The organism is Stenotrophomonas sp. UBA7606 (genome assembly GCF_002477705.1).
In the GTDB taxonomy this organism is placed as follows: domain Bacteria; phylum Pseudomonadota; class Gammaproteobacteria; order Xanthomonadales; family Xanthomonadaceae; genus Stenotrophomonas.
In genome coordinates this window covers 93,499-105,951 of sequence record NZ_DLJW01000048.1, presented here as the reverse complement: position 1 = coordinate 105,951, position 12,453 = coordinate 93,499, and the positions used below count along the sequence as shown (strand labels likewise).

Below are 12,453 nucleotides of genomic sequence, written 5' to 3'. Positions count from 1 at the left end.
AGGTCGCCCAAGCCCGAGCCGCCGTCGATCAACTGCTGGTCGAGCCAGGTGGCCCCGATCACGCGCGCCTGCCGCTCGATGGGCAGGTGCGATTTCAGCTCCACGGCCACGCCGCCCAGCCGTTGCGCGTCGTAGCGGCGGCCTTGCTCTGGCAGGTCGCCCGGCACCTTCCATAGCCCTTCGGCCACGCGCTCCACGATGCCAGCCCGGCGCAGGGCTTCCAGCCTGCGCACATGGGTGGCCACGACCTCCTGCGGGTCACGGCCCGGTGCGGCCTGCCCCTGCGCCACGGCCAGGTGATGATCGGTGCGGTACAGGCCATCGCTCGCCAGCGCGGCGATGTTCCTGTCGGCCGCGCGCACGTCGGTCGATCCCTTCACCTCCACCACGGCCCCGGTCGGGTAGTTCGCCAGCTCGTCGCGGGCGTTCAGGGCGACGTAGTGGGCCTTGCCGTCCACGCCGTCGATGACCAGATAGCCCCGGTCGCGCAGTTCGTCGGCCAGCCCCTTCGCGGCCACGCGCCCGAGGATGGTTCTGCCATTGTCTCCAGGCTCGAATACCGCCAGTTCGCGCGGCTTCCCACTCATTGCCCGCTGCATGGTGCGGATGATGTCGCCACGCTCGCCCAGGGCGCGCAGGGTCTTCTCCGCATCGGCATGGACGGCCCAGGCGCCCGGCTGCGTCTCGTCGGCCAAGCCCAGGCGCTGCAAGCGTTGCAGGCGGCCAATCAGCAGCAGGCGCTGGCGTTGCAAGTTCGGCTCGTTGAAGCGTTCGATCTGCACGCGGCCATCCTCGCCGGCCTCGCGCTTCAAGGTGCGATCCAGGCTCGTCCACCGCTCTTGCGCCACCTCGCGCTGCAAGGTCTGCTGGATCTCCAGCTCGGTGCGCGGCCCCAGCCACTCGGTCGCCAGTTCGGCGGCCCGGTGGCGGAAGCCGTCGGCGATGTAATCGCCCGCGATGATGAGGTCTTTGCCGGTGTCATCGCGCCCGCGCACGATCAGGTGGGTATGGGGGTTGTCGGTGTTCCAATGGTTTACGGCCACCCAGTCGAGGCCCGTGCCCAGGTCGGCCTCCATGCGGCCCATGAGGTGCCGCGTGTAGGTGCGCAGGTCTTCCAGTTCCGCGCCATCTTCGGGCGAGAGGATGAAGCGGAAATGGTGCCTGTCGTCGGCGCAGCGTTCCTTGAAGGCGTCGAGGTCGGCGGTATCGGTCTGCGGCCCGTAGGCTTGGCCCGGCTCGCCGTCGCGGCCCACGCCATCGCGCTCGATGTAGCGCAGGTGCTTGGCGAGCGACTGCGGGCTGGCCCGCTGGTGATTCACCAGCAAGGTCTTGATGGTCACGCGCCGGGACATGGGCGTCAGCCTCGCCCCGGCGAATCGAGCTGCCGTGTGGCCGCGCCCCAGGCGCGAGCCGGGACGCTGGCCGGTGCCATGAGCCGACGCCGGACGGCGCACCGTGGACTTGCCGCTGCTGGCCTTGCCCGCCTGCTTGAGCACCTTGGAGACGAAGCTCTGCCCCTGGCCCTTGCCCCGGTTCTTCGGGGCGCTGGGGCGCACGCGGAAATCGTCATCGCGGCGGTCGCTCATGGCTGTGCTCCCTGAAAGCTGGGGCGTGTCCTGTCGTGCGAAAGCACGCGGACATGCCTGCATTGGCGCGGGCCTCGCGCCCCACGCGGCACGGCGGCAAAGCCGCTCCGTGCCGCGCCACCCCCACGTGCAGACTGGTTTTCGACGCGGGCCAGTGCCGCGTCCTTTTGTCTTGCCTTCCGCCTTTGCCCTTCGCTGTCGCTCCGGGCGTCGGCGGCCCGGCGGCGCTGCGCTGCTTGCAGCCAGCCCGCCGGCGAACGCGCCAATGGCCGCAGGCCGGGCGCATTCGAGGCAAGACGCCTGCACGTGGGACGGCTGCGCCGGATGTTGCGCGAAGCGCGGTGCGAATGCGCCCGCGCTGAATGCGCGACGACACGGCGGCAGCAGCCGGAACGGCATGCCCGATGGCACGATGAGATGCACGGCAACGTGCAGCGAATCGGCGGCCATCATGGGCGCGTCTCCAGCCAGACCGGATGCGCAACGCCGATCACGGCGGATGCGCTGACCGGGCCGAAATAGCGGCTGTCGAACGATGCCGGATTGGTCACGCTCAAGAGGAACAGCTCGCCCTCGGCCAGCGGGCGGCAATCCTGCCAGGATGGCAGCGGCCGGCCAAGCCGATCGACAGGGAGCGCGGCGGCCGCAGGCACGCCGTCGATGCGAACCTGACGGGCGACGATGCAGACGTGTTGCGGCGCGACCGCGCCCACACGTTTGAGTAGTGGAACGTGTGCCGGCAGATAGCCGCGCTGCGCAGCGAGCGCGGCAGCGTCGGCGGGCAATCGCGTCAGGACGATGCTGCCCACTTCCAGCCGACGTGGCAGCGAGGCGGCCTGATGGTGAAGCGGCCGCACGCGATACCAGCCGACCGGAACGCTGTCGGACGGGTTGTAGATCAGGCGCGGCAGCGGCTGCACGAAAGCCGCCCAGGCCAGCGCAGCGAGGCCGACGGCGGCGAAGCCCGCCAGCACGATGCGAGCGCGCAGGCGCGAGCGAGGACGCGGCGCGATTTCGGGTGTGCGTGCGGTGGTGGAATCAGCGGTCATGGCAGCGCCCTCCCGGCCAGCCAGGCGGCGTGCCGCTCGGCGGTGTATTCGGGCAGCGCCAGGCGGGCCGCCAGACGGTTGCCCAGCGTGCGCCAGTACGCGGGCGACACGTCGATGGCGGCGATGCCCTGCGCCTCGATGCCGTCGATGCGTTCCAGCACGGCACGCACCGCGTTTTCGCCTTCGGCGTGCAGCAGCAGGCGTGCGCCGGGCCGCACGCCGGGGATGCGCTGCACGGCGTCCAGCGGCGTGCCGGCCTGCATCACCATGAGCTGCCAGCGCACAGTGCCGTAGTCGTTGGCCTGCCAGCGGATGCGGCAAAACATCGCGCCCGGCAGGAATACCGAGCAGCGCCGCCAGTGGTCGAGCCGCAGCGTGCGCGCAGGTTCGCCGAAGCGCAGATAGAGCTTGAAGCGCGGCTCGATGTAGGCGAGCGATACGCGGGTCAGTGGCACGTTGCCGGCTTGGCCGGCGAGTGCTGCGGGATGCAGCGACAGCGCAGCCGTGGCCGCGCCAGCGGCAGGCGAAGCGGATGCGGTCATGGTGTGTTCTCCATCCGGTGTTCTGGAAACTCTCGTTCCAGCAAACCGCGCAGCAGTTCCGCGACGGTCACGCCCTGCGTGAAGGCCGACACCTTGATGCGCGCCCGCATGGCGGGCGTGATGTCGAGGGTCAGGCGCGCGGTGTAGAGGTCGCTCTTGCTGAGCGCATCGGCCTCGCCCTGGCGAACCCACGCCTCGGCATGCGGATTCGCAGGCGGACGCGCGCCAATGGCGATGCGCTTGCCGTTGCGCTGGCTCATGTCGGCCACCGCAGCAGTTCATCGGTGAGAACGGCGATCTCGCGTGCGGCGGCGCTGTCCAGTGCCGTTTCACGTGCGAGCCGGCCAGCGGCCACGCTGTCGGCGAAGACGATGCGTTGGCGCACTTCGCTGTGCAGCGCCGGCAGCGGCTGTTCGGCCAGCGATTGCCGTGCTTCCCTGCCGATGATGGTGGTGCTGACGCGCCGGTTGATGACGAAGGCCGCGCGCAGCGCAGGCCGGAACACCTGCGCCTCACGGATCAGCGCCACCATCTCGGCGCTGGCCCACAGGTCATACGGGCTGGGCTGCACCGGAATCAGCACGCGCTCGGCCGCCAGCAGCGCGGAACGCGCGAGGGCGGCGATGCGCGGCGGGCCGTCGATGATGATGTGATCGGCGCGGCGGGCCAGCTCTGGCGCTTCCTGATGCAGCGTTTCGCGGGCGAGGCCCACGGCGCTGAACAACCGTGGCAAGCCCTGCTGACTTCTGCGTTGCGTCCAGTCCAGCGAGGAACCCTGCGGGTCGGCATCCAGCAGGATGACGTGCTGGCCGCGCATCGCCAGCTCGCCCGCGATGTGGGTGGCGAGCGTGGTCTTGCCGACGCCGCCTTTCTGATTGAGAAACGCGAAGATCATGGCGCGGCCCTCCCTGCTGGAAAGCCGGCGTGGTCGTGCCGTTTTGTGGTTGTCCACCGAAGCGGCGCGCTTCTACTAAAAGTTAGAGATTTATAGTTAGGTAAGTTAGAGGGGAGGCAAACCCGCGCCGTTACTGGCTTTCCGGCGTTTTCGTACTCCTGATAGCACGATAGGCGTACTCCCGATAGCACGATACCCGGTACTCCTGATAGCACGAGGCCGTCCACACCTTTTCCCGCAGTTATCCCCGTGCCGTGGACGGCACGGGTCGGAAGGTCAACAGCTCCAGCTTTTCGTCCGGCATCGGCTCGATGCCCAAGATGTAGCCGGGCAGCGACTGCCGTGCGACCAACACGCGCAGGTCGTAGGCGAAGTCCGAGAAGCGCGCCGCGCTGCCGGACTTGCGGTGCAGGTGCCGGAAGTCGAATTGCCAGCCGTATTCCTGCCGCCCGCCGTGCTTGCGCACCAGGCGGTACAGCCAGCGTTCGATGCCACCCTTCAGGCGGAAATACGCCGGGTCGATGGTCAGCACCAGGGCGGCATCGAGTACGCCGGCATAGAACCAGTCGGGCAGGATCAGTTCGATGCCCAGCGGCGTGCCGCTGGCGTCGGCCAGCTCGCGCCATTCGTTCACCCACGAAAAGCGGTGCAGGCGTCGCCCGGTGGTTTCTCGGATAGAGGTCGCCACGCTGGTCGATTGCAGCCGGTCGAGCGCGGCTTTCAGGCGCTGGTAGTCGTTGAGGGACGTGCCGCGCCCAATGAATCGCAGAATCTCGTAGGGCGTGGCGCGTATCCAGCGCGACGGGCGAATGCCAGCGTCGCGCGCCTCCACGATCTGCGAGGCCGCCCATATCAAAACGTCGGCGTCCCATATCGTGGCGATGCCGTGCTCGGCCGTGCCTTCCACGCGGATGGTGATGTTCCCGCTGCAAAAGTCGATCGGCGCCGTGCGCCGTGACTTCGCCAGCGAGAAGAACGGAAAGGCCATCAAGTCCTGGCTGTCGCGCGGCGCCATGCCGTCGCCCGGCAGCGCGCGGAACAGGTCGAGCTGTTCCCGCTGCTGCGATCGCTGCCCCGAAGGCAGCGATGGGCTGGACATGACGATGGCCACCGGCGAGCCGACGATCAGCGGCCATCACGGTAGTCGCCCGCGTGACGCTCGGCATATTCCGGGTCGGACGTGGCCTCGTAGCTGCGCTGGTCGGCCCAGGCATCGAGGTCGGCCACCGCGTACATGACGCGGCGGCCGAACTTGCGAAACTTTGGCCCGCCGCCGATCACGCGCTGTTTCTCCAGCGTGCGCGGCGACAGGCGCAGGTACTCGGCGGCTTCGTCGTTGGTCAGGTAGCGTTGGGGCTGCACGGGCGCAGCGACAGCAGCGGCGGCAGGCCGCAAGGGAGCGGGTCGCATGGGATGTACCTCCATCAAGCCCGGCCACACCACGCGGCCGGATAGAGGCACTTTCAAGAAAGCAAGGCTTCCTGCTCAGGGACGTTTTGCAGGGGATGCAGAACGTCCCTCCCTGAGCGGCGGAAGCTGTGCAAGGCGACGATAGCCGCCGCGCATCAGTGCATCGCCCCGCCGTACCAGCCGGCGAACGCGGGCGCGCAAGGCGCTGTCGGCGTACCAGTCGTCGGCGACGGCATCGACGCCGAACAGCCCTTCGGCCACGTCGCGCAGAGACGCGCCCGCGAGGGTGCCGTCGAGCGCCTGGAGCGTGTTCAACTCCAGCAACGCAGCGGGTGCCGGCCGCGACCGCGCCGTTCCCGCTGGCGCTGCATCGCCAGCGGCGGCCAGCTTATCCAGTTCGGCCGCCAGCGCCTGATAGCGTCCGCAGGATGCGGCGCAGGCGCGGATGGCATAGGCGTAGGCCATGCCATCCTCCAGGCCGGGAGCGATCACCAGCCGCAGGCAGCAGCCCGGCCAGCGTGTCAGCAGCACCAGGCGCCTGCCATCGTGGATCAGGTGCTTTTGGCCGGGAAGGCGCCAGAACGCGAAGGCCACCGCGTCGGGCGGCGGGTCGGCATCCGGGTAGAGCTGCACCACCGCATCGTGATCGGGGAACCAGGCCGGATGCGCGTCGCGCGCATCCAGGGCGGGATCTTCCAGCAGGCGCAATCCCCAGCGCGCGGCGGCCTGTGGCCGGCGGCGCCGGCGCAGCCAGTCGCGGCGGTAGTCGGGGTGACGGCGCAGGTATTCCCACGCCAGCGCGGGGCCGTCGAGGTGCAGCGTGTAGAGATACGCGGCGGTCGGATACCAGTGTTCGGCGCTCGGGTCAGCCATGACGCGGCCTCCTGTCATTCAGCAGGAACGTCGCCATGGATTCCGCCGTGCGAGAGCTATCGAGTCGCCATTAAGTCGTCATCAAAATCGGGGTAGGCTGTAACTGCTGGTGTCAAGACTGATTCGCTCCAAGGCATTGCGGAAATCGTCTCAATGCGACGGCTGCGCCGCCACAAGAATGGTGCGCAGCATGGAGCACCGTGCAGCAGCCCGCGCCGAAGATCATGACTGTTTGCAACAGAAGCGCACCGCTTCGGTGCAAGAGTGCGGATTCAGACCGCGCAGGTCTTGGGTAAGACTGAAATAGTCAGAATGCGCCGTCGTTGGCTGGGACTGCTCAGTCGGTGATCGAGCCGTTTTCCTCGGCCAGTCGCAGGTACTCCGACAGCAGCCGCACGGGCTGGAAGTAGCGATCGCGCATCACCGGCTGCTTGCGCGGCCCGACGATGGACGCCAGATCGGACAGCTTCACATGGCCCAGGCCGGGCATGCCTATTCCCAGGTCGATCAGCCCCCATGCCGTATCGCCATCGGCCGGGTCGAGCGCGGCCAGCAGCCAGGTGGCGTGCGCGTCAGGGGTGAACAGTCGCACCGCCGGCATCGGGTCGATGCTTCGGCCAGCGGCGCGTGCCGCGCCGACGGCAAGCAGTTGCGCCTGCTGTTCAGCGGTGACGAGCGGCTGGGTCATGGCCCGAATCCCCACGCATCCGAGGATGCACGGATACGATTTTCCACCGAAGCGCGGAACCGCCGAAGCGGGTGCGTGCTTTGGCGGGAAAGCACGAAGGCGCAAGCCATCGAATCCGTACATGCACGGAAACGCAGAAGCGGATTTACGCAGGCCAGGCAAGACACGGATGCGGTTCCCCGATTCTGTCGGAATCCGCCCATGCGGATTTCCGTAAAAGCACGAAAGCGGTTCGGCCAACAGGAATGAACACTTTAGATTGTAGCCTTATTGGGTGCAATTGGCTGTCATCTTGGTTTTTACGGGGAAACCAAGTTGGTGACAGCGAAACACTCATTGGCGACGGCAATACGGACGGTCAGGAAAGCGCGCGGCTTGAGCCAGGAAGCGTTCTCCGACGTGTCCAGCCGCACCTACATGAGTTCGCTGGAGCGCGACCTGAAAAGCCCGACCATGCACAAGCTGACCGAGCTGTGCGAGGTCATGGACGTGCATCCGCTCACGTTGCTGACGCTGGCCTATGCCGGCGACAGCACGCGCAAGGCCGATCAGCTTCTGGCGCAGGTGCGCCAGGAGCTTGAGGCGGTGTTGAAGGAACGCGACACGCCGTAGGCGCGTGCGTGACGTGCTGCGCCAGCAGCACGGCGCCCCGCCGCAATGGGCGGGGCGCGGTGGGCGGCCGTCAGGCCGCCTTGGGCTTGCTGCGCGACCAGATCAGGTCGTGCGTGCCGTCCTCGTTCTCGATCAGGCGGGCATAGACCGTCGCCGGGAACGAAGGATCGTCGAGGGATACGGACACGTAGGGCCGCCCGGCTTCGCTGGTCTTCTTCCACGCCGCGCCGATGTCGTGGCCGGCCGCCTGAAGGCGGAAGTCGGGGGCGTTGTCGGTGTCGCCCTTGTCGTTGGGAATCAGCTTGACCTTGACGTTCAGGGTCAGGGTGCGGAGCTGGCCGGTGAAGCCGTCTTTCTCTGCGGTGAAGGTGCCGATGTTAGCCATGATGTTTCTCCTTTCGGGTTGAACAAGGTCGCGCCAGTGCGTCCTTGTTGTGATCCGGCCGGCGGGGGATGGGCTGGCCGCACCGCGCAGCGGTCGTAACACCGTGGAGAGCCTGGAAGCGAAAAGAATTTGTCCCGCGAGGAATGCGCGCAGCGCAGGGGAAATTGTTTTCGCTGGAAGGTTGCGGCCATGAAGCCCAAGGCGCAGCCGTTCCCTCGCCAGGATTCACGACAAGCCAAGGACGCACCGGCCGCCCGCTCCCGAATGGAGACGTGGCCGACTCGGCATCCCCGCATGACGGCTGCACCGGCCTGCGCCCTGACGCGGGCAAGGCCAATACCCCAACGACGAGCGAGAACGCTCCTTGCCGCAGATTGCGACGACGTGGTTGAGGCGTGGCGTGGATGCTCCATAGCGAAGCCGGGTGGCGTGTCGGTGAACCGTCCTTCGTGACGTACAGGCGCGAACCGCCAGCGTCGAGGACGGCACGCTTTGGCACAACCTGCCGCAGCAAGCCGGGGCGTAGCCCCACAAGCCCCGCCCATTGCGGCGGGGCGCCATCAAAACCTTGCCCGCGCCAGCGGGCGCCGATGGCTGTACCGCGTGCAAGGCACTTGCACGTCCGCCACGTCGCCGCCTGGTCGAAGGCGGCGACGTGGCGATTTTGCTCTGGACGCTGGAACCGGGCGCGGCGACCGCCGCGCCCGGATCTTCGACCACCGGCCCCAAGGCGGAACGGCTTGGGGCCGGTGCTGCTCGTTATTCCTTGGTTTCGATGATCCACCACACGGCACGCGGCAAGGCGCGGCCCCTGATGGGATGCAAGTCGGTCAGGTCGGCGCAGGCTGTCCAGCCAGGGGGCGGACGGTAGCCGCGCACGTCGCCTTCGCCGTGCCAGCGGCGAGCGCGTACCGTGCCGGGCGCATAGGTCGCCGCCATGCGCGGGCGGCTGGTGGTGGTGCGGGTCATGGGGGCTTCTCCTTCAAGCGAAGCGCCCCGGTCGAGGCCGGGGCGCTTGCCTTCGGCGCGGGTCAAGCGGCCAGTGCCTCGGCGGGTTCATCCGCCATTGCCTCGGCATCCTCCGGGGCGTCCTGCGCCTGCGTTTCCTCCGGCGCAGCTTCCGGGCCTTCGGTCTTGAAGATGGCGGGCATCCAGCCCGTACCATCGGCCAGCCGTTCCGCCTCGCTGGCAATGTCGGCCTTCTTCAGCTTCGCCAGTCGGGCAGCGTGCGACGGTGCGAACTTGCCCACGGCTTCCAGAATCGCGGCCTTCGGCACATGCTGGAAATACCCGTCTGCGGTGGGCTGCCACCATGCGGCCATGTCCAGCCCCACGGCCTGCGCCAGTTCCGCGCCCGGCTGGTGCGCCGTGGCGCGAGGCGTCACCACGTCCACGGTCGCCGCCACGCATACCGCCAGCAGCCGCACCAGTTCGCCTTGCTCCATCGCCAGCAGCGCGGCGAACAGTTCGGCGCTGTCCTGCGGCAGCGCTTCGCCCGCGACCCGCTGCAACTCGCGCAGAGCCACGGCGGCGCGGGATTCGGGCCAGTCGGGGGCCATGCCTTCCAGCCGGTCTTGCACTTTCAGGCTGACGCCCAGCGGCAAGTCGTGGCCGTAGTGGCTGTCCTGCAAGACGGTTTGCACCATGCCATGCACCAGCGCGGCCAGCGCGACTTGCGGATGCCGGGCCACTTCGATTTGCAGCGCGGCAGTGCGATGCGCGCTCAAACGCTGCGCCAGCCGGTCGGACAGGCTCGCGGCCTTGGGCTGCTCGGCGTCCTCGCCTTCGTCGTCGTTCCCGGCTTCGCCTTCCGCGCTGCCGAAACCCTGCCGCAAGCGTTCCAGCGTGCGCAGCGCCTTGGCTTCGGCTTCGCGCAGCAGCCCGCGATGAATCACGGCTTCGCCGCTGCGGTCGAGGGTGACGATGGCACCGGCCACGGCGCGCACGTCCGGGGCGTAGCCCTGCAAGGCTTCCTCCACGGCTTGCAGTTCCCCGGCGAGCTGTTCGCGGCGCGGTTCCAGCGCTTCGGTCTTGTCCTCGTCCTCGGCGTCGTAGGCTTCTTCCAGTTCGGCGTCGATCTTGTCGAGGCGGGTTTGCAGCGATGCGATGCGGCGTGCTTCGCGGGCGCTCGGTTCGCGGCGCTGGCGCGGTGCGTTCTGGAACGCCTGCCGCTCTGCATAGCTCATGTGCGGCACGGCTTCGACCCACGCCCAACCCTCGGCGCGCACGTCCCCGGCCAGCGCATCCAGCTTGCCGCGCACCAGCGTTTCCAGCAGCGTGGCATCGGTCAGGTAGGTTCCGGCATCGCCTTCCGCGAACAGGTCGCGGCGGATGCCACCGCCCGCCGCCGTGTAAGCGTCCAGCCCGGCGAAGCGCACCAGCGGATGCGTGGCGTCGATTTCGCGCTCGGTCAGGCGTTCGCGCAGCGCGGACGCGCCACGCTGCCATTCGGGCGCACCGTAGAACGCGGCTTCCTGCGCGGCGTGGTCATCGGTGATGGTCAAGGCCATCAACTGTTCCAGCGTGACGGCTGCGGCCCGGTAGTCGGCCAGCAGGCGCGGCGAGACGTTGGCCAGCTTCAAGCGGCGCTGCACCACCAGCGGGGACACGCCGAAGTCGGCGGCAATGTCCTCGATGGGCCGGCCTTCCTTGACCAGTGCGGCGAACGCCTCGAACTGGTCGGCCGGGTGCATCTGCTCGCGCAGCAGGTTTTCCGCGAGGCTGACGGTACGGGCCGAAGCGTCCGGCACCAGCAGGCAAGGCACCTCAAAGTCGGCGGCGATGCGCTTCTTCTTCGCCAGCAGCTTCAATGCGGTCAGTCGGCGGTCGCCGGCCACCACTTCGTATTGCTCGCCATCGGCGGACAGGATGACGACGAGGTTTTGCAGCAGACCGATGCGGGCGATGCTCGCGGCCAGTTCGGGAATGGACAGGCGCGGGGTCTTGCGTGCGTTGCGCTTGGAGCGGCGCGGCAGCAACTGCGAGAGCGGAACCAAAATCAGGTTCTTGGTCGGGTCGGCCACTTCCAGCGGCGCGGCGGCTTCGATGGCGTGGGTTTCGATTTGGGTAACGGCGTTCATGGTGATAACTCCTTGCGGTTAGGGATGCAGCAGCGAGAGAAGCGGCAAGGGCTGCTGCCTGCCCCTGCCGCGTGGGGATTCAGGCTTTCAACTGGCGCATGCCATCGGCCAGCAGCCAAAGCGCACGGTTGAGGCGGATGTTCTGGTCGATGCCCTGCACCGGGCGGGTTTGCTGGCGGCGTCCGTTGGCGCTGCGCCCGCGCAGGCCGCCTTGGGTCAGGTTCTCTTGCGTGCGGTTGAACACGCTCCACAAGTCCGGGCGGCGGTCGTCGTGGCGGCGCGGCATCAGGATTTGTGATTCCGTGATGGGCGCGGGCTTGTCGGGGTCGTCGTACTTGAGGGCCAGCGCGGCGCGGGCGAACACTTCGGATTCGCCATCGTTCAAGGTGATGGCGCGCATGGAATCGCGGGATTCCTGCACGCGGTCGAAACCGCTCAAGACTTCGTAAGCGCCTTCGATGACCAGTCCGGCCACGTCGCCTTTGTGGGGCACGCGCACGTCTGCCACGGTGTCGCCGCAGACAAGACCGTTGCTGCACACGAACCGAAACATGCCCGCGAGCATTTGGTAAGAACTCGTGCCGTCGTGGGAATTGAGCAGCACGATTTCATTGGCTTCCGCGCCGTTGATCTGGCTTGCATGGCGCAGGCGCAGCATGTGTTTGGTGTGTTCGCGCTTGCCTTCGTCGCGCACGCGGGTCTGGCACGCCATGAAGGGCTGAAACCCTTCTTTGCGAAGCTCCGCCAGCACGGCGGCGGTCGGGATATAGGCGTACCGCTCGGAACGGCTTTCGTGCGGCGCGTCCGCGAAGATGGACGGCGCGACCCTGCGGATTTGATCGTCGGACAGCGGGTAATCGCTGCGCAGCGACGGGGAACGGGAAGCGAATCGGGATGCGAGTTGCATGGCATTTCTCCTGACGAAAAGGGTTTGCTGTTCAAACCGCACACCGGATTCCTAGATTCGGAGCCCAGCCTTTCGGCTGTTTGGTGCGGTCGGCACGAGGAACCCGGTTGGCCCTGTTGCCACCGTCTTTCCTGAGTTCATCGCCCGCGACGGTCAGGAGCGCGCGGACGGGGGCCGTCAAGGAAACAAGCGCAGGGTTGGTGCGGCCCGCAGGCGCAGCCGAGGACACGGCCCTGCGCGCCTTGACGGCACATGGGCGCGGGCTACAGTCGCGGACAAGGTGATGAAGTCAGGGGAGACGGCTGGACAAGGCAACGGCCATCCCTATGTGCTGACCGCACGGCAAGCGAAGCGCGCAGGCCCGAAGCTGGAAGCCGGGCCGGAGGCGTCAGCCGAGCGGAGCGAGGGAATGATGGAAGCCCGTCA

Annotated in this window: 14 protein-coding genes; 1 reads left to right on the top strand and 13 read right to left on the bottom strand. The window is 67.8% G+C overall.

Annotated elements, in window-relative coordinates:
- From B2527_RS07440 to B2527_RS07400, 9 genes are all read right to left on the bottom strand, one after another.
- Positions 1–1,586 (bottom strand): relaxase/mobilization nuclease domain-containing protein (locus tag B2527_RS07440; RefSeq protein ID WP_293707489.1); only part of this gene is annotated, 1,586 nt, incomplete at its 3' end.
- 449 nt (positions 1,587–2,035) lie between these two features.
- Positions 2,036–2,635 carry a S26 family signal peptidase gene (locus B2527_RS07435; protein ID WP_293707488.1) on the bottom strand — a complete coding sequence of 200 codons (600 nt, stop codon included), beginning with the start codon at positions 2,633–2,635 and terminating at the stop codon, positions 2,036–2,038.
- The gene (locus B2527_RS07430) at positions 2,632–3,177 is read right to left on the bottom strand and encodes a DUF2840 domain-containing protein (protein ID WP_293707486.1); all 546 of its coding nucleotides are present in this window, start codon (positions 3,175–3,177) and stop codon (positions 2,632–2,634) included. Before B2527_RS07430 ends, B2527_RS07435 begins: the two co-directional genes overlap by 4 nt.
- On the bottom strand, positions 3,174–3,437 hold the full coding sequence (locus B2527_RS07425; protein WP_293707485.1) for a chromosome partitioning protein ParB: 264 nt from the start codon (positions 3,435–3,437) through the stop codon (positions 3,174–3,176). The genes B2527_RS07430 and B2527_RS07425 overlap by 4 nt, the downstream gene beginning before the upstream one ends.
- The gene (gene parA / locus B2527_RS07420; protein ID WP_293707484.1) at positions 3,434–4,072 is read right to left on the bottom strand and encodes a ParA family partition ATPase; all 639 of its coding nucleotides are present in this window, start codon (positions 4,070–4,072) and stop codon (positions 3,434–3,436) included. The genes B2527_RS07425 and parA overlap by 4 nt, the downstream gene beginning before the upstream one ends.
- A gap of 241 nt (positions 4,073–4,313) precedes the next feature.
- Positions 4,314–5,171, bottom strand: a complete 858-nt coding sequence (locus B2527_RS07415; RefSeq protein WP_293707481.1) for a replication initiator protein A — start codon at positions 5,169–5,171, stop codon at positions 4,314–4,316.
- A 26-nt stretch (positions 5,172–5,197) separates the two neighbouring features.
- Positions 5,198–5,482 (bottom strand): helix-turn-helix transcriptional regulator, encoded by a 285-nt coding sequence (locus B2527_RS07410; RefSeq protein ID WP_026069907.1) that lies wholly within the window; start codon positions 5,480–5,482, stop codon positions 5,198–5,200.
- A gap of 75 nt (positions 5,483–5,557) precedes the next feature.
- A complete protein-coding gene (locus B2527_RS07405) occupies positions 5,558–6,355 on the bottom strand; it encodes a DUF2285 domain-containing protein (RefSeq protein WP_293707410.1) in 798 nt (265 codons plus the stop codon).
- Positions 6,356–6,692: 337 nt separating this feature from the next.
- Positions 6,693–7,043 (bottom strand): DUF2958 domain-containing protein, encoded by a 351-nt coding sequence (locus B2527_RS07400; RefSeq protein WP_021018484.1) that lies wholly within the window; start codon positions 7,041–7,043, stop codon positions 6,693–6,695.
- Positions 7,044–7,361: 318 nt separating this feature from the next.
- On the opposite strand from B2527_RS07400, the gene B2527_RS07395 reads away from it, so the two are divergent.
- On the top strand, positions 7,362–7,655 hold the full coding sequence (locus tag B2527_RS07395; protein WP_012467524.1) for a helix-turn-helix domain-containing protein: 294 nt from the start codon (positions 7,362–7,364) through the stop codon (positions 7,653–7,655).
- Between the two features lie 70 nt (positions 7,656–7,725).
- On the opposite strand, the gene B2527_RS07390 is transcribed toward B2527_RS07395, so the two are convergent.
- The 4 genes from B2527_RS07390 to B2527_RS07375 form a co-directional block, all read right to left on the bottom strand.
- The gene (locus B2527_RS07390) at positions 7,726–8,040 is read right to left on the bottom strand and encodes a DUF736 domain-containing protein (RefSeq protein ID WP_293707381.1); all 315 of its coding nucleotides are present in this window, start codon (positions 8,038–8,040) and stop codon (positions 7,726–7,728) included.
- A 759-nt stretch (positions 8,041–8,799) separates the two neighbouring features.
- Positions 8,800–9,009: a hypothetical protein gene (locus B2527_RS07385; protein ID WP_293707379.1), complete on the bottom strand. Its 210-nt coding sequence runs from the start codon at positions 9,007–9,009 to the stop codon at positions 8,800–8,802.
- Between the two features lie 62 nt (positions 9,010–9,071).
- The gene (locus B2527_RS07380) at positions 9,072–11,120 is read right to left on the bottom strand and encodes a ParB/RepB/Spo0J family partition protein (RefSeq protein ID WP_293707378.1); all 2,049 of its coding nucleotides are present in this window, start codon (positions 11,118–11,120) and stop codon (positions 9,072–9,074) included.
- Between the two features lie 79 nt (positions 11,121–11,199).
- Positions 11,200–12,027, bottom strand: a complete 828-nt coding sequence (locus B2527_RS07375; RefSeq protein WP_071228758.1) for a DUF932 domain-containing protein — start codon at positions 12,025–12,027, stop codon at positions 11,200–11,202.
- Positions 12,028–12,453 lie beyond the last annotated feature (426 nt).

Bases quoted from the DNA above. Each gene is read 5' to 3' on its own strand.
- B2527_RS07405 (WP_293707410.1), bottom strand. From the start codon at position 6,355: ATGGCTGACCCGAGCGCCGAACACTGGTATCCGACCGCCGCGTATCTC.
- B2527_RS07390 (WP_293707381.1), bottom strand. From the start codon at position 8,040: ATGGCTAACATCGGCACCTTCACCGCAGAGAAAGACGGCTTCACCGGC.
- B2527_RS07375 (WP_071228758.1), bottom strand. From the start codon at position 12,027: ATGCAACTCGCATCCCGATTCGCTTCCCGTTCCCCGTCGCTGCGCAGC.
- B2527_RS07425 (WP_293707485.1), bottom strand. From the start codon at position 3,437: ATGAGCCAGCGCAACGGCAAGCGCATCGCCATTGGCGCGCGTCCGCCT.
- B2527_RS07430 (WP_293707486.1), bottom strand. From the start codon at position 3,177: ATGACCGCATCCGCTTCGCCTGCCGCTGGCGCGGCCACGGCTGCGCTG.
- B2527_RS07385 (WP_293707379.1), bottom strand. From the start codon at position 9,009: ATGACCCGCACCACCACCAGCCGCCCGCGCATGGCGGCGACCTATGCG.
- B2527_RS07380 (WP_293707378.1), bottom strand. From the start codon at position 11,120: ATGAACGCCGTTACCCAAATCGAAACCCACGCCATCGAAGCCGCCGCG.
- parA (WP_293707484.1), bottom strand. From the start codon at position 4,072: ATGATCTTCGCGTTTCTCAATCAGAAAGGCGGCGTCGGCAAGACCACG.
- B2527_RS07435 (WP_293707488.1), bottom strand. From the start codon at position 2,635: ATGACCGCTGATTCCACCACCGCACGCACACCCGAAATCGCGCCGCGT.
- B2527_RS07400 (WP_021018484.1), bottom strand. From the start codon at position 7,043: ATGACCCAGCCGCTCGTCACCGCTGAACAGCAGGCGCAACTGCTTGCC.
- B2527_RS07415 (WP_293707481.1), bottom strand. From the start codon at position 5,171: ATGTCCAGCCCATCGCTGCCTTCGGGGCAGCGATCGCAGCAGCGGGAA.
- B2527_RS07410 (WP_026069907.1), bottom strand. From the start codon at position 5,482: ATGCGACCCGCTCCCTTGCGGCCTGCCGCCGCTGCTGTCGCTGCGCCC.